Here is a 16,442-nt window from a genome sequence, read left to right on the forward strand (position 1 = left end):
GCAGCTCCAAGGCTGCGCCTTCGGAATAGATTTCTACGATATAAATCTATCATTACTTTCATATTTAACGCTCAATACTCCTATACTATAACAGAAATAAATTTTTTTTGACAATTAATCCTCATTTCTTAACAAATTTTTATTTTTAAGAGAGATATCACTAGCCAACTGGTGCTAAATATGCTATATTAAGAGTGTAGTTTTTGTTCGGTAATATATGTGTAGCTGTTTCAAATAAACATCTTCCACATTTTCACCTTTCAAGTAATTGCAAAATATGTGTATATCACAAGGAGGATTTTTATTATGGAAACAGGTACAGTAAAATGGTTTAACTCAGACAAAGGTTTTGGATTTATCACTGCAGAAAACGGTAACGATGTATTCGTACATTTCTCAGCTATCCAAGGCGACGGATTCAAAACTTTAGAAGAAGGTCAAGCAGTGACTTTCGACGTTGAAGAAGGCCAACGTGGTCCTCAAGCTACTAACGTTAACAAAGCATAATTAATTTAACTTTAGTAAATTCAAAACCTGGCGAACATTCGTCAGGTTTTTTTATATCAAAAAATGAAGTTCAGAATACACATATTCTGAACTTCATTTTTATTTTTCTTTAATTAAGCGCACCAATTCTTCCCCAAAATCAGAACAACTTAATAAAGTCGCGCCTTGCATTTGATCTGCAAAATCTTTTGTTACTGTTTTATTCACTAAAGCTTCTTCAATACTGTTTGTAATCAAGCGACTAGTCTCATCCCAGCCTAAGTAATCAAACATTAATACACCAGATAGTAGTAAAGAAGATGGATTCAACTGATTCAATCCAGCAAATTCTGGCGCTGTTCCGTGAGTTGCCTCAAAAATGCCATGACCTGTTTCCAAGTTTAAATTGGCTCCTGGTGCAATTCCGATACCACCAACTTGAGCAGCTAATGCATCTGAAATATAATCACCATTCAAATTCAACGTTGCAATCACATCATAATTTTCAGGATGGAGTAGAATATCCTGTAAGAAAATGTCAGCAATCCGGTCTTTTATGATCAATTTTCCAGCTTTTTCAGCATCTTTCAGTTGTTGATCAGCTACTGACTTTCCTGCCATAGTTTTGATCTCCAAGTATTTTTCCCAAGTGAAAACCTTGTTTCCAAATTCTCTTTCAGCTAATGCATAACCCCAATTTTTAAACCCGCCTTCTGTGAACTTCATGATATTCCCTTTATGAACTAAGGTTACTGATTTGCGATTATTCTTCAGTGCATGTTCGATTGCTCCACGAACCAACCGCTCTGTACCTTCTTTAGAAACAGGTTTGATCCCAATTGCCGATGATTCTGGAAAACGAATCTTATTAACACCAAATTCCGTTTTTAAATACGTAATCAATTTTTCTGCTTCTGGACTTTCGGCTGGAAATTCAATCCCAGCATAAATATCTTCCGTATTTTCTCTGAAAATCATCATATCTGTCTTTTCCGGATGTTTTAACGGCGATGGCACACCTTCAAAATAGCGAACTGGTCGATAACAAATATATAAATCTAATTCTTGCCTCAATGCCACATTTAGTGAACGGAAGCCTCCACCTATCGGTGTTGTCAAAGGTCCTTTGATTGCTATCAAATGGTTTTTAATCGTTTCTAATGTTTCGTTAGGTAACCAATTTCCTGTTCTATTGAATGCTTTTTCACCAGCTAAAACTTCTTGCCAGATAACTTTCCGTGTCCCGTTATAGGCTTTTTCTACAGCTGAGTCAAAAACATTTTTAGCGGCCAACCAAATCTCCGGACCAATTCCGTCTCCTTCTATAAAAGGAATAATTGGACAATCCGGTACGACTAATTTACCAGATTCAAAAACAACTTTCTCCCCATTTATCATGCTTCCATTCCTCCAGAGTGTAATGTAGTGCTCACTTCATTATATTTTAAAAGCTTAGGACCTATATAATGAGAGCGTGGCCGAATCAAACAGTCCTCTTTCTTCTGCTCTTCAATGTGCCCTAACCAGCCAGAAACGCGACTCATCGCAAAAATCAAGGTAAACAGATCACTATCGATGTCTAGACAGTGATAAACAGTAGCAGAATAAAAATCGACATTAGGAATCAACCCCTTTGTCTCTTTTAAATAATGTTCAACTTGGCAAGATAAAAAGTACCACTGCTCTTTTTGCGTAATCGCTGTTAACTCTTTTGCTAATTTTTTCAGGTGTTTTTTTCTTGGATCTTCGGTTTTGTATACCCGATGACCAAAGCCCATGACTTTTTCTTTACGATCCAGTTTTTGATTTAAATAATCTTCTACATTTAGATTATCTGAATCTATTTCTTTTAACATATCAAAGACCTTTTCGTTAGCTCCACCATGAAGTGGTCCTTTTAGTGAACCGATTGCGGCCGTTATACAAGAATAGACATCTGACAATGTGGATGCACAAACTCTCGCTGTGAATGTACTTGCATTTAAGTCATGATCTGCGTGCAAAACCAAGGCCTGGTTCATTGCAGTTACTTGTACTTGATTCGCTTCGCTACCTGTCAACATATAGAGAAAATTTGCTGCGAATGATAAGTCACTTCTAGGAGGGATTGGATCTAATCCTTTTCTCAAGCGAGCATAAGCGGCAATGATTGTTGGCATTTTTGCCTGTAAAGCAATACTTTGCTGATACGCTGAAGTATCATCCGTTGCTTCCGCATTTGGATCAAACACACCTAACAATGAAATCGTTGAACGCAAAACACTCATCGGATGAAGATTTTGCCGTGTTTGAATCTTTAAGCAAGTAATGATCGTATCAGATATTGGCATTTGTACGGATAGATCTTGTTTAAATTGCTGTAATTCTTGATTTGTCGGGATTTTTAGATACCAGAGTAGATAAATAACTTCTTCAAATTGAACATTTTCAGCGACTAGATCATCAATATTAAATCCTGCAAACAAGAGCTGATTTTCTACGATTGAACTAATTTTTGTTTCAGAAACAACGACTCCTTCTAAGCCTTTATGAATCTCCATCCAAGTTCCTCCTTAATTTAAAAAGCATAATAGGCTAGGCCAATCGACTGAAAATGGGAAAATATGACTGAGGTATTCTTTGCCTCAATCATATTTTGTCTTTTTTCACGAAGTTAGTCTATGCAGCTAGATAATAGTAAACAACGTACTGGGTTGGTTTAACTCTGTCTGTCTTTAGCCTTTTTCCTAAGCCCAACATTTAAGCACGAACTACGTTACATTAATTCATTTTATTTATAATGATTCGTAGCACTCTTCAGAATTTTAATGCTTAGAAAATAAAAAGATTCATGCACAGCATAGTACTAACCCACGTATTTAAAGAGATTATAATAACAACCTTCATGTCGTTTTATCTCATATTTTTTGCGTAACCCAAATTAATCTTGCAGTTTTTTCCGAATCACCATTGGCAAAATTCCGCCATGCTGATAATAGGTGATGTCAACTGCTGAATCAAAACGAAGAATTGTCTCAAACTCGATTACCTCTCCATTTAGTTTGCTTGCTGTGATTTTTACAGTATCTAAAATCCCTTTTGTTTCATCAATATCAATATCAAACAGCTCAGTTCCTGTTAAACCTAAGCTATCTGCATCTTCACCTGCTTTAAATTGTAATGGCAAGACACCCATCATCACTAAATTCGAGCGATGGATTCGTTCATAACTTTTGGCGATCACAGCCTCTACACCAAGTAATTGCACTCCTTTAGCAGCCCAGTCTCTTGATGAACCCATTCCGTAATCATCGCCTGCTAAAATCACTAATTTTGTCCCTTGTTTCTTGTAATTCATTGCAGCATCATAGATAGCCATTTTTTCTTGCGTAGGTGCAAAAATAGTATAGCCCCCTTCAACATCAGGAACTAATTGATTACGAATGCGAATATTGGCTAAAGTACCTCTCATCATCACTTCATGATGTCCACGTCTGGCACCATAGGAGTTGAATTCACGAACAGACACACCATGATCGACTAAATACTGACCTGCTGGGCTATTTTTTTGTATACTTCCTGCTGGCGAGATGTGGTCCGTTGTAATTGAATCACCGAATTTTGCCAATACAGCTAACTGCTTCAATGGTTCTCTTGCGGTTCTTTCTCTTGTCATTCCTGTAAAATAAGGAGGATTAGCAATATACGTTGATTCTTCTTCCCATCCGTATAAGGGATCAGCGTTCGTTTCGATACGATTCCATTCTTCATTATCACTAAATACTCGTTCATATTCTTGTTGGTAAAGTTCTGGGGTAACACATTCATCAATCAACACTTGAATTTCATCTCTAGAAGGCCATAAGTCATTAAAATAAATCGGAATATCATTTTCACCGATTCCAATCGGTTCATTAAACACATCGATATCAACCGTTCCAGCTAATGCGTACAAAACAACTAGCGGCGGTGAAGCTAAATAATTGGCTTTAACTAAAGGATGGATACGCCCTTCAAAGTTACGATTTCCGCTAAGTACACCCGCAGTTAATAGGTCATTATCTTTAATTACTTCTTCAACTTCAGGCTTCAATGCTCCAGAATTTCCAATACAAGTTGTACAACCATACCCAACAAGATGGAAACCCAATTGCTCTAGATACGGCAGTAGGCCTGCTTTTTCTAAATAAGCTGTAACAACTTTTGATCCTGGTGCTAATGATGTCTTCACATAATTGGGTACATTTAAACCAAGTAGTGCAGCTTTTTTAGCTACCAATCCTGCACTTAACATCACAAATGGATTAGATGTATTCGTACATGAAGTGATTGCAGCAATAGCCACTGCTCCTGGTTTCAATTGATGCTGCACCCCTTCCAAATCTAATGTAACACTTTTTGTCTGTTGTTTCTCTGAAAGTCCAAAGCCTTGTAAACCAACTGGGGCTTTTACCGCTTGTTCAAAAGCTGTTTTCATTTCTGATAATGGAACCAGATCTTGCGGTCGCTTTGGTCCTGCTAAGTTAGCTTCGATTTTACTTAAATCGATTTCAATTACGCTTGTATAATGAGGTTCTTGGTCATTTACTGGATTATAGAATAATTGGTTTTCTTTTAGGTAGCGCTCTGCAACTGCTACTGTTTGCTCTTTTCTTCCTGTTAATCGCAAATAACGAATCGTTTCATCATCTACAGGGAAAAATCCACACGTGGCGCCATATTCAGGGGCCATATTTGCAACAGTTGCTCTATCTGCCAAGCTTAAACTAACTAAACCTGCACCAAAAAATTCAACAAATTTCCCTACAACTTTTTGTTCTCTCAATACTTGGGTAACTTTTAGAGCCAAATCTGTGGCTGTGGCTCCTTGAGACAATTCATTGACAAAGCGAACCCCGACGACTTCTGGAATAGGAAAATAAGATGGCTCTCCCAACATACTTGCTTCGGCCTCGATTCCGCCAACTCCCCAACCTAAAACACCTAATGCATTGACCATGGTTGTATGTGAATCTGTTCCAACCAAGGTATCCGGATAAAGAAGGATCGTATCATCTTCCAGTTGTTTTTGTGTTACGACCGTTGCTAGATATTCAATATTTACTTGGTGGACGATTCCAGTTGCAGGAGGTACAACACGATAATTATCAAAAACTTTTTGTGCCCAACTTAAAAATCGGTAACGTTCTTGATTTCGTTGAAACTCCATTTTCATATTTAACTGAAGTGCTTGTTTCACTCCAGCAACATCGACTTGGACAGAGTGATCGACCACTAAATCTACTGGAACTTCTGGATTGATTTTAGTTGGATCACCGCCAAAGTCAGCAATTGTTTTTCGTAAAGAGGCTAAATCAACAACCGCTGGAACACCAGTAAAATCTTGAAGAATCACTCGAGCTGGTTTAAATGGAACTTCTCCTTTATTCGTATGAGTTGATGACCATTTAGCTAAATTTTCAATATGTTCTTGGGTAATACCGAGGCCATTTTCCTGACGTAATAAAGACTCCAATAATACGCGAATACTAAACGGTAGCGTAGAAACAAACTGATGTTGCTCCGTTTCTAATGAAGCTAATGAATAATACTGATACTTCTGATTCTTCATTTCAAAAAAAGTTTCTGCCGATTGCTTATTAGTAATCAAAAACATCCCTCCTAATTTTAAAGGCGTTGTAAGCTTGTTCTACTTCGAATAAAAAATAGGAAAAATGAACGAGAGGATTTTTACCTCATTCATTTTAGCCATCTAGCCCACATATACTAAATAATTCAATTCACATCTATGTACAGTGTAAAGTACTCCTTTATAATATGACTTGATTTTAGCCATTATAACGGCATTATAAATAAATGTAAACCTTTATAACGATGAGAAAAGTTACATTAACTAACACATTTACGTTACATCTATGTCACATTTTAAATCCCTTATATATAAAGAAATAATCAAACTTAATATAGCTTACACTTGGATAAAATTAGCTAATTGACATATTAAACACATTATTTTTTAATTTAAAACCCATAATAAAAAAACTAAAAAGCACCCTAAAACAACTGACATTTACTGAGTTATATTTCATCTATTTCTCATGATTTTTATCGCTTTCATGTAAGACTAAAATTTTTTATTTCTATTATGAAATTCTTTAAAAACGCTATAAAAGGGTTGCAAAATCTTCTGACTTTGCAACCCTTTTATCTATATATCTAACGTAACTTTTATCTCTTGAACAGGAATATCATAAAATCGATCTTCTCTTCTACCTAAGAAGTCTTTTCCTTGTTTTGGGAACAATGCATACATCAACACATCTTCTGTTGATTTGGCATATTCTCCAATTCCTTTTTTGTATTCTTGAAGTTCTGGATGTAGCAAATCCGCTGGTCTCACTGTAATGACTTCTTCTTCACCAATAATTAATTTCGTCATTTCTTCTGAAATCCCAACTGGAGGTTTTCCATATAATCCTTTGACATAGTCTTTTATTTCTTTTGGCACCATTTTATAACGCTCTCCACTGATGACATTCATTACAGCTTGGGTCCCTACCATTTGGGATAGCGGTGTTACTAATGGCGGATAACCTAGATCTGCACGAACCTTGGGTACTTCTCTTAGGACTTCTTCATATTTATCTGCTAGACCTTGTTCTGTCAACTGGCTTAATAGGTTTGATAACATCCCGCCAGGTACTTTGTAAATCAATGTTTTTGGTTCTGTATCTTTTACTTTAGGATTCAATATGCCTTCTTCTCTAAATTTATCACGGATTGGATTAAAATAGTCGGCTGCTTCTGCTACTTTCTTCATATCTAAATGCGTATTGTAGCCTAAATTCTCTAATGCTAACGCCATTGATTCTGTTGCTGGTTGGCTCGTTCCACCAGAGAAGGAGGAAATTGCTGTATCGATAATATCAGCGCCTGCCTCCACTGCCTTTAAATAGGTCATTTCAGAAATACCGCTTGTTGCATGTGTATGGACTTCTAAAGGAACATTGATTTTACTTTTGATTTCTGTGACTAAACGATACGCATCATCTGGTGTCAGAATACCTGCCATATCTTTAATACAGACTGAGTCAGCACCCATTTTTTCTAGTTCTACAGTCAATCCTACAAAATAATCAATCGTATGAAAATCACTAGTCGTATAGGAAATTGCTGGTTGACAGTGGCCGCCAAATTTTTTTGTTGCTTCAATTGACGTTTGCAAATTTCTTGTGTCATTTAATGCATCAAAGACCCGAATAATATCGATACCATTTTCGATTGATTTTTGAACAAACGCTTCTACAACATCATCAGCATAATTTTTATAACCAAGTAAGTTTTGTCCGCGTAAAAGCATTTGTAACTTTGTATTTTTAACGACTTTTCGAATGGCTCTTAGACGTTCCCAAGGATCCTCATTCAAAAAACGAATACAAGCATCAAATGTTGCCGATCATTCATACATTTCTAAAGCATGATAGCCAGCTTCATCCAATGTATGAATGATCGGCAACATATCACTTGTCGGCATACGTGTAGCGATTTGACTTTGTTGTCCGTCTCGTAAGACAGTTTCTGTAAAAAGAATTTCTTTTGTCATTTCATCTTTCCTTTCTCAATGAGTTGACTGATTGTTTGATTCATTTCTTCTACGCTATGGCGTCTTTGTCTACCACAGATTTTGGCGTCATCTTCACAAATAAAACAGGTTCTAGATTTGTGATTTAATTCAGTGCGGCTGATTGAATACAATGCTTGGTCTTTTAAATACACCACATCTAAGTCCATTAAACGCCCATAATGGTGGGTTTCTTCAACTTCAATTAGTTTTTTTTTCAGTTTTTTTGGTATTTCATCAAGGACTAGATAATATTCAGAACCTGTTTTCAATGCTCGATGTTTACGAGCAACTATTTGGTTAGGAGGAAAAAGAGTGTTGAGCTCTTTAATGACAGTTAAAAATACGTGTCTTAGTTGTTCGTTGGTCTTTACAGGTCCTGGGATATTCATCGTAGCGCTTAATAAGGTGCATGTCGGATACCTTTGTAAAAATTCTTGCTGAATTTCTACTCGTTTTTCTCGAGTATTTAGCATTTCCACTAAAGTTATTATTTCTCCTTTTAGCTGAAACTTAGACATTTCTGACCACATCGATAATTGAACCATCACGATATTCGATCAATGCAACCACTTTATCGCCATACTCGATGGCATCTGGTCTATCTACGATACTGTAGGCTTTTTCTTGAAGTTCTTTCATCGTTAACTGCGGCACATCTAGTGCTTTAAAATGTTCTACTAGATCTTGTCGTTCTGGATTGATAGCAATACCCACTTCTGTCACCACAACATCTATACTGCTGCCAGGTGTTACGACTGTATTGACTTGTTCAACAATTGTTGGAATTCTCCCTCTGATCAATGGCGCAATCACCAAACTCATCTTACAAGCTGCACTTGTATCAGAATGTCCCCCAGATGCACCACGAATCACACCATCTGATCCTGTAATAACATTCACGTTGAAATTCGTATCGACTTCAAGAGCCGATAGAATCGCTGTATCTAATTGATTGATCACAGAGCCTTTACTTAATGGTGAAGCATACATATTTGCATCGATTTCATAGTGATTATCATTGCTACCTAAAGAAATCGCGGATGGATGATCAAAATCTTGGACATCGATGATTTTTTCAACTAAGCCTTCTTCTAATAGTTCGACCATCGCATTGGTGATACCGCCTAGAGCAAAACTTGCTGTGATACCATCTTTGACCATTGCTTCTTTCAAGAATCTGGATACAGCCAACGCAGCTCCACCTGTTCCTGTTTGGAAAGAAAAACCATTTTTATAATACGGAGAATGGGTGATTACCTTCGCAGCATATTCTGCAATCAAAAGTTCTTTCGGGTTTTTAGTAAAACGAGTCGCTCCTTTGGCTATTCCCTCAGGATCACCGATCGCATCGACTTCTACTACAAAGTCCACATCCGTTTGCGGAATACTGATTGGTGTATTTGGATAAGGCATCAAGCTATCTGTAATGATTACCACTTGATCTGCATATTTTGCATCGATCATGGCATAACCTAAAGAACCGCACGTCGCCTTGCCTTTGGTACCATTTACATTACCATAAGCATCTGAACTCGGTGCTCCTAGAAATGCTACATCGATGTGAATATCTCCTGTGGCAATGGCTCTAGCACGCCCCCCATGTGAACGGATTACAACTGGATTATCCATGATTCCTTCAGAAATGGCAGCACCAACTTTATCACGTAAACCACTAGAAGTAATATTTGTTACCACACCATTTTTGATATGTTCAATCAGAGGTTCATGAACATTTGCAATCGAGCTAGGTGCAATCGATAGGTTTTTGATCCCTAAGGCCGCAATCTCTTCTAACACCATGTTCATCACAAAATCACCTTCACGGAAATGATGATGGAAAGAAATTGTCATGCCGTCTTTTAATCCTGTCTTTTCAATAGCTTCCCTTAAACTATCTAACAGCTTTGTATCCCTTGGTCTAACTGGATTGATCGTACGACTTGCTTCTTTGTAAGAGTTTATATTTGCTAGCTCACCTTTAAATAGACCGTATTGTTCAGCATAATTATCTGGAATTTCTTTGCCTACATTATTTTTCATATTAGACTTCCTCCTCAGAAATTAATTTTGCTGCAATCGCAAGAGCAATTACTCGCTCCGCTCGTTCAACAATCGGTTTATCCACCATTTTTCCATTCACCGAAATCACGCCTAAACCTTTTGCTTGTGCTTCACGAATTCCCCAAATTACTTCTTTCGCGTTTTGAATTTCTTTTTCAGTCGGTTCGTATACACTATTGACTAACGGAATTTGACGAGGATTGATAACTGATTTACCATCGAATCCTAATTGTTTTATCAATTCAACTTCAGCTAAGAACCCTTCTGTATTGTCGACGTTTGAATAAACTGTATCGATTGCCGCAATTCCAGCTGCTCTAGCCGAATGCAGGATAAAACTACGAGCAAAAAATAATTCTTGTCCATCTGGATAACGGTGTGTTTTCATATTTGTTACATAATCTTCTGCACCAAGTGCAATCCCGATCAATCGGTCACTTGCTAGTGCGATTTCTCTAGCATTTAAAACGCCTTCAGCTGATTCGATCGCTGCCATCATTTTAGTCGTACCAACAGTGATACCATATTTTATTTCCATTTCAGTAATCACTGCAGCTACATCAATAATGTCTTGAGCTGTCTCTGTTTTTGGTAAACGAATCACATCGACCCCTGCTAAAACCATTGCCTCAACATCTTGAGCGCCTACAGTGTATAATCCATTAATTCGTACAACCGTTTCTACACTCGAATAATCAAAGGTCTTCAAGGCATGATAAACAAGTAACCGAGCACTATCTTTTTCCTTTAAAGAAACAGCATCTTCTAAGTCAAACATCAACGAATCAGCACCATATAAAGTCGCATCTCTTAGCATTGAAGCATTTGCTCCAGGTACAAACATCATCGTTCTTCTTAAACGTTCCATGTATTTAACACCTGCCAGTCTACATTTTCTTCACCAGCAGCGCGATAAACAGCCGCCATCGTTCTAGCTTGAATGGTACAATCCAATGCGCCCTTATCAATCGCTTGAACCTTCGCGTCAATAACCGACAAATGATTTAAGGTCTCTTGTATTTTTTCACGAATTTGACGTCCAAATTGTTTTTCAACACTACTATCCAGTTCAATGAAAATTCCTTGTCCGCTGTTTTTCCCAATAGTAATCATAATATCGCTTGATTCAGTTGTCCCAGCAGATGCGTTTTGTTTGATTTCCAAAATGTACACCTCATTACTTAATTTTTTTGTTTGATTATTTCTTCAAAAGTTTTTGGCGGAACAAGAGGTTTAATCGCTGCATAGTTTTCCTGTTCCATTAAAGCTCGCACTCTGGTAGCACTGATAACTTCTTCACCACTCTTTTTTCTTGGTAAAATAACCAGATTCAGCTCGGAACCAAAGGTCTTTTTCATTGCTTGATTGTAAATCTCCGTTACTTGTGAAAAGGGTTCTTCCCCAACAAATCTGGTTGAAATTGACAGAGCAGAAGCAATCTTTTGTTTAAATAATGTGGCATCCAAAACAGCTTGTACTTGGGCAATATTAGCCTTCGCCTGATCCTTCAAAAAATAAGAGGGAAAGGTTGCACTGGATACCATATATTCTCTTGTTGGTAACACAACGACATTTGATACATGACTAACTCCTGCTTTTACCAGTTCAAATCGTGTCTTTGCATCAAACCGCGAACCTTCCTCAGACAAAACAAATAGATAAACTGTTTCCGCACATTTTGCTGCTTCTGTCACTAAATATAAATGACCATTCGTAAATGGATTGGCATTCATTACAATTGCTGCATTATTCTTTGTCATTCTTTTATGTTTTTTGAGTTCTGCTAAATAGTCTTCAAAATCTGGAAAGCCCTGTTCCATAAAAACCAGTTCGGTTGTTGCCGCAATTTCAGTAAAACCCAAAGAGTGAAACATCCGACTAACTTTTGGCTTTGTATACAAAAAATAATGCTGATACTCTTGTTCCTGCAACCTTTCCCGCAATGCTTGAATAATTTGAGAAAGCAGATTTTCATTTTGATAAGAAGGATCAACCGCAATACATTTTAGAATATTTCTAAAAATCGATCCTGTTCCAATAAGCTTCTCTTCGTCGTAGAAACCAATAGTATAGTCTAATTGATCATCTGGAATTAGATCAGCGGCAACCAAAAAATCTGACCACTGCTGTTTCCCTACTTGATCTCGATCAAGCCAAATTCTTCTGACATTCATTGTTTATCACTTCCTACTTCTTCGGCGGGAATAATTTATTTAACATGAAAGACGCAAAGTAAATCACGAAAATAACAACAAACACGCCACCCCACCCAAAAATCAATAGTTCCAATGATTTTAGTAAATCAGCTGACATAAGCTAAGCTCCTTTCCTTTTCTCCTATAAAAATTCTACGCAAGCAACGCCAATAATAAACCGCCCGCAATAACAGACGCAATCTGTCCAGATACGTTTGCACCTGCTGCATGCATTAATATAAAGTTTTGTGGATCTTCGTCTGTTGCCATTTTTTGAATCACTCGGCTAGACATTGGGAACGCTGAAATTCCTGCTGCACCAATCATTGGGTTGATTTTTTCTTTTCTAAACAGATTCAATAATTTAGCAAATAAGACACCACCAACAGAATCCATAATAAAGGCAACTAGTCCAAGACCAATGACCATTAAGGTATCAATTTGTAAAAATTCTTCGTACTGCATTTTCACTGAGATCGCCAACCCAAGTACGATACTGATCAGGTTTACTAACTCATTTTGCGCTGTCACAGATAAACGATCCAAGACTCCACATTCACGTAGTAAGTTCCCGAACATTAAAAACCCAACTAAGGGAAGCGAAACGGGTGCTACTAATCCAGCGACAATCGTAATCACAATAGGGAATAAAATTTTCGCTGTTTGTGATACTTCCCCAGCACGATAGTTCATACGGATTTTCCGTTCTTTTTTTGTTGTAACAGCTTTGATTGCAACTGGTTGAATAATAGGAACCAAGGCCATATAAGAATAAGCTGCCACCATAATTGCACCCATATATTTCGAATTCAACGTATTTGCAACAAAGATAGACGTTGGACCATCTGCTGCTCCAATGATCCCAATAGAAGCTGCATCATTTAAATCAAAGCCCAATAAAACGGCCGCAATAATCGTAAAGAAAATACCAAACTGAGCGGCTGCCCCAAACAATAATAAAAATGGATTTTGCAATAATGGTCCGAAATCGATCATAGCGCCAATACCGATAAATAGTAACAATGGAAATAGCTCTGTCGAAATTCCCATATCAAACAACACTTGAAACGGACCAGCTTCTCCACCAGCACTTAGTACACCTGAATTGGGAAAATTGACTAAAATCGTTCCTAATCCCATCGGAACGAGTAAAGTAGGTTCATACTCTTTTTTGATTCCCAAATACATCAAAATGGCACCAATCAGCATCATTACAATACGACCAGGTTCTTGTCCCATTCCTACTACGCCTTCAATTAATGTCTCCACAAATGTCACTTCCTCTTTTAAAATTTAACTACTTTTTTCTCTTTAATCAATCGTAATTAATGGTGCTCCTGGATTGACCATATCACCTTGCTTAACATGAATCCCTGTGACCATACCAGCTTTACCAGCTACGATTTCATTTTCCATTTTCATCGCTTCAAGAATCATTAACGGCTGATTTTCCTGCACCATATCACCAACATTTACCAAAAGTTTCAAGATTGTTCCAGGCATTGGTGATGGCATTGCATCATTTCCAGCTGGTGCACTTTTTGCAGGTGCTGATTGCTCAACTGGTGCAGGAGTTGGTGCCGCTTCTATAACAGGCGCTGACGGTGCAATGGATGGTGCGATCGGAGCTTGTGCCGCGCCACCAATTTCTTCCATTTCTACTAAATACTCTTTACCATCAATAGCGATTTTGAACTTACGTAACATTTTTTTTCCTCCTAAAATTAAAAGTATAATGGCTCATCCTGCTCCGACTGAAAAATAGGATAAATTGACTGTGATGCTTTTTGTCACATTCAATTTGTATCTTTTTCCGAAGAGCTAGCCCATGGAACTAGATAACACAAAAGTATAATGGGCTCGTCCTGCTCTGACTGAAAAATAGGATAAATTGACTGTGACGCTTTTTGTCACATTCAATTTGTATCTTTTTTCCGAAGAGCTAGCCCATGGAACTAGATAACACATCTGTAGCAACGTTCCCTATTAGTTAAATAATCTAAAACTAATCCGTTCTCTTTTCCTTAATCGACTGGATCACAAACTGACTCTCTGTACGATCAGCCGATGCAATACTAGTAGCAATCACAGAGACCAACTGTGCTTCCGGATTTCTTTTTAAAATGCGTTTAACAATAAACTCACTCTCTGGTCGATCACCGGCAGCGATAGCTGTTGCAATCAATGAAACAAATTGATGTTCCATACTTTCTACTGGTAGATATCCAGCAATTTCTTGCCACTCCTTTTCTGATTCTACAATGGGAGAAAGTGGTAGTTTATCCGTTTTCATTTCTTTTTTTTCTTTATTAAATAACCGTTCAAATAGACCCATGAACTCACATCCTTTCTGCTCATGAATCCATTATAGGTAAAAACGATTACAATAAAATGAAATCATCAAGCTTAAATTGTTCTTTCGCTGTTCCTCTTCACCCTTAATTCTTCAAAACATACAAAAACGCTTATATATCAACGTTTCAGAGCATTTAAGGTTTTATTAACATCTTATTAACATCTCTTTAAGAAACCGTTATCATTCCTGTTTTTTTGGTGTTCTTTTTCCTCTTGTTATCTGTTTATCTAAAGTTTCTTAGCTTAAACTAAACATTGTTAAACGAAACAAGAAAGGGCTTTCTAAAACTACCTTACTGTTATTTTTCTATAGACCCAACACCATAAAGATACGCCCGATTGTTTCGGAAAACGAATTTAGTGTTGAAGGAGAGAAAAAAATGTTATTAACTGTTTTGTCTTATGTGATGATCATCGTCTTTATGTTTGTGATCATGAAAAAGAAAATGTCACCGTTTACAGCTTTGGTTTTGATTCCACTGATTTTTGCTTTGATTGCAATGTTTGCAGGTGTTTCTAAGAAAGGCTCTATTGGAGACTTTGTTATGGAAGGAATCAAAACAACATCCACAACGGGTATCATGTTATTGTTTGCCATTCTTTATTTTTCAATTATGTTGGATGCTGGCTTATTTGACCCAATCACAAAAAAAATGATCCACATTGCAAAAGGCGATCCGATGAAAGTATTGATCGCTACAGCTGTTGTTGCCGCAGCCGTTTCGCTTAATGGAGATGGTACTACAACAACCTTGATTTGCTGTTCTGCTTTTATTCCTATCTATAAGAAACTAGATATGAAATTGATGAACTTAGCCGTCATTGTTATTTTGCAAAACACAATCATGAACTTACTTCCATGGGGTGGACCAACTGCTCGTGCGATGAGTGTATTGAATGTTGGCGCTGAAATTTTAGCTTATCTAATTCCTGGGATGATCATTGCCTTACTTTATGTCATTTTCATCGTAGCGCCTTCTATGGGTAGAAAAGAGCGTGCTCGTCTTGGAATCAAACAACTGACAGATGAAGAAATCGATGCCATGACAACTGTTACAGATGAAGAAACATTGGCAATCCGCAGACCTAAAATTTGGTTATTCAATGCGATCTTGACCATTTCATTAATTGCGTTGTTAGTAACAGACTCATTTGTGGGTCTTGGTTTACCACCGTTGTTCTTATTCTTAACTGGTACAGTTATTGCTTTAATGGTCAATTATCCTGTCTTAAAAGACCAATCAAAACGGATTGGTGCAAATGGTGGCGATGCGGTTCAAGTCGTTATTCTAGTTTTTGCAGCTGGTGTTTTCATGGGGCTTTTCCAAGGGACTGGTATGGCAGATGCATTAGCTCAAAGTTTCACAAAAATCATTCCAAATCAATTGGCTGGTTTTTGGGGCTTAGTAATTGCGTTGATTTCAGCTCCGGGTACTTTCTTTATTTCAAATGATGGGTTCTACTTTGGGGTCTTACCTGTTTTAGCAGAAGCTGGTCGTGCTTATGGATTTACAGATATGCAAATGGCGCTAGCTTCATTGATGGGACAAGCGTTCCACTTATTAAGTCCATTAGTTGCTTTCATTTATCTATTACTTCGTTTAACCGGTTTAGATATGGGGCAATGGCAAAAAGAATCGGCAAAATGGGCACTAGGAATCTTCATTATCTTTGTTGTAACGATCGTCTTGACTGGACATATGCCGCTTTACATCCCTCAATAACTATTATTATTCATTGAA

14 protein-coding genes and 1 pseudogene are annotated in these 16,442 nt (G+C 37.4%); 2 read left to right on the plus strand and 13 right to left on the minus strand.

Going from position 1 to position 16,442, the window contains the following annotated elements:
• The first annotated feature begins 306 nt into the window (after nucleotides 1-306).
• Complete coding sequence (locus AC4BB5_RS12030; RefSeq protein ID WP_010760878.1) at nucleotides 307-507, plus strand: cold-shock protein; 201 nt, start codon at nucleotides 307-309, stop codon at nucleotides 505-507.
• 99 nt (nucleotides 508-606) lie between these two features.
• On the opposite strand, the gene icd is transcribed toward AC4BB5_RS12030, so the two are convergent.
• The 13 genes and pseudogenes from icd to AC4BB5_RS12095 form a co-directional block, all read right to left on the minus strand.
• Entirely contained in the window at nucleotides 607-1,884 is a 1,278-nt protein-coding gene (gene icd, locus AC4BB5_RS12035) for an NADP-dependent isocitrate dehydrogenase (RefSeq protein WP_490456363.1), read from the minus strand.
• Nucleotides 1,881-3,026, minus strand: coding sequence for a citrate synthase (locus AC4BB5_RS12040; RefSeq protein WP_490456364.1), 1,146 nt, complete (start codon nucleotides 3,024-3,026; stop codon nucleotides 1,881-1,883). The genes icd and AC4BB5_RS12040 overlap by 4 nt, the downstream gene beginning before the upstream one ends.
• Nucleotides 3,027-3,406: 380 nt before the next feature.
• Nucleotides 3,407-6,115 (minus strand): aconitate hydratase AcnA, encoded by a 2,709-nt coding sequence (gene acnA / locus AC4BB5_RS12045; protein WP_490456365.1) that lies wholly within the window; start codon nucleotides 6,113-6,115, stop codon nucleotides 3,407-3,409.
• 558 nt (nucleotides 6,116-6,673) lie between these two features.
• A pseudogene (locus tag AC4BB5_RS12050) lies at nucleotides 6,674-8,068 on the minus strand (oxaloacetate decarboxylase subunit alpha).
• Nucleotides 8,065-8,607 (minus strand): citrate lyase holo-[acyl-carrier protein] synthase, encoded by a 543-nt coding sequence (citX, locus tag AC4BB5_RS12055; RefSeq protein ID WP_490456366.1) that lies wholly within the window; start codon nucleotides 8,605-8,607, stop codon nucleotides 8,065-8,067. The pseudogene AC4BB5_RS12050 and the gene citX overlap by 4 nt, the downstream one beginning before the upstream one ends.
• Nucleotides 8,600-10,129: a citrate lyase subunit alpha gene (gene citF / locus AC4BB5_RS12060; RefSeq protein ID WP_490456367.1), complete on the minus strand. Its 1,530-nt coding sequence runs from the start codon at nucleotides 10,127-10,129 to the stop codon at nucleotides 8,600-8,602. The genes citX and citF overlap by 8 nt, the downstream gene beginning before the upstream one ends.
• A 1-nt stretch (nucleotide 10,130) precedes the next feature.
• A complete protein-coding gene (citE, locus tag AC4BB5_RS12065; protein WP_490456368.1) occupies nucleotides 10,131-11,018 on the minus strand; it encodes a citrate (pro-3S)-lyase subunit beta in 888 nt (295 codons plus the stop codon).
• A complete protein-coding gene (citD, locus tag AC4BB5_RS12070) occupies nucleotides 11,006-11,314 on the minus strand; it encodes a citrate lyase acyl carrier protein (protein WP_490456369.1) in 309 nt (102 codons plus the stop codon). The genes citE and citD overlap by 13 nt, the downstream gene beginning before the upstream one ends.
• Nucleotides 11,315-11,331: 17 nt before the next feature.
• Entirely contained in the window at nucleotides 11,332-12,324 is a 993-nt protein-coding gene (gene citC / locus AC4BB5_RS12075; RefSeq protein WP_490456370.1) for a [citrate (pro-3S)-lyase] ligase, read from the minus strand.
• A 13-nt stretch (nucleotides 12,325-12,337) separates the two neighbouring features.
• Nucleotides 12,338-12,463, minus strand: a complete 126-nt coding sequence (locus AC4BB5_RS12080) for an OadG-related small transporter subunit (protein WP_276204494.1) — start codon at nucleotides 12,461-12,463, stop codon at nucleotides 12,338-12,340.
• Between the two features lie 35 nt (nucleotides 12,464-12,498).
• Nucleotides 12,499-13,614 (minus strand): sodium ion-translocating decarboxylase subunit beta, encoded by a 1,116-nt coding sequence (locus tag AC4BB5_RS12085; RefSeq protein ID WP_490456371.1) that lies wholly within the window; start codon nucleotides 13,612-13,614, stop codon nucleotides 12,499-12,501.
• 42 nt (nucleotides 13,615-13,656) lie between these two features.
• Nucleotides 13,657-14,052: an acetyl-CoA carboxylase biotin carboxyl carrier protein subunit gene (locus tag AC4BB5_RS12090; RefSeq protein WP_490456372.1), complete on the minus strand. Its 396-nt coding sequence runs from the start codon at nucleotides 14,050-14,052 to the stop codon at nucleotides 13,657-13,659.
• Nucleotides 14,053-14,350: 298 nt separating this feature from the next.
• Nucleotides 14,351-14,680: a hypothetical protein gene (locus tag AC4BB5_RS12095; protein ID WP_490456373.1), complete on the minus strand. Its 330-nt coding sequence runs from the start codon at nucleotides 14,678-14,680 to the stop codon at nucleotides 14,351-14,353.
• A 400-nt stretch (nucleotides 14,681-15,080) separates the two neighbouring features.
• Here AC4BB5_RS12095 and AC4BB5_RS12100 point away from each other — a divergent pair, with 400 nt between their 5' ends.
• The gene (locus tag AC4BB5_RS12100; RefSeq protein ID WP_207696804.1) at nucleotides 15,081-16,424 is read left to right on the plus strand and encodes a CitMHS family transporter; all 1,344 of its coding nucleotides are present in this window, start codon (nucleotides 15,081-15,083) and stop codon (nucleotides 16,422-16,424) included.
• The last annotated feature ends 18 nt before the right edge of the window (nucleotides 16,425-16,442 follow it).

This window comes from Enterococcus sp. AMC1252 (assembly GCF_058216515.1).

Coding starts and splice junctions, on each gene's coding strand:
- icd (WP_490456363.1), bottom strand. CDS start 1,884: ATGATAAATGGGGAGAAAGTTGTTTTTGAATCTGGTAAATTAGTCGTA.
- AC4BB5_RS12080 (WP_276204494.1), bottom strand. CDS start 12,463: ATGTCAGCTGATTTACTAAAATCATTGGAACTATTGATTTTTGGGTGG.
- citF (WP_490456367.1), bottom strand. CDS start 10,129: ATGAAAAATAATGTAGGCAAAGAAATTCCAGATAATTATGCTGAACAA.
- citE (WP_490456368.1), bottom strand. CDS start 11,018: ATGGAACGTTTAAGAAGAACGATGATGTTTGTACCTGGAGCAAATGCT.
- AC4BB5_RS12090 (WP_490456372.1), bottom strand. CDS start 14,052: ATGTTACGTAAGTTCAAAATCGCTATTGATGGTAAAGAGTATTTAGTA.
- citX (WP_490456366.1), bottom strand. CDS start 8,607: ATGTCTAAGTTTCAGCTAAAAGGAGAAATAATAACTTTAGTGGAAATG.
- citC (WP_490456370.1), bottom strand. CDS start 12,324: ATGAATGTCAGAAGAATTTGGCTTGATCGAGATCAAGTAGGGAAACAG.
- AC4BB5_RS12030 (WP_010760878.1), top strand. CDS start 307: ATGGAAACAGGTACAGTAAAATGGTTTAACTCAGACAAAGGTTTTGGA.
- AC4BB5_RS12095 (WP_490456373.1), bottom strand. CDS start 14,680: ATGGGTCTATTTGAACGGTTATTTAATAAAGAAAAAAAAGAAATGAAA.
- AC4BB5_RS12100 (WP_207696804.1), top strand. CDS start 15,081: ATGTTATTAACTGTTTTGTCTTATGTGATGATCATCGTCTTTATGTTT.
- AC4BB5_RS12040 (WP_490456364.1), bottom strand. CDS start 3,026: ATGGAGATTCATAAAGGCTTAGAAGGAGTCGTTGTTTCTGAAACAAAA.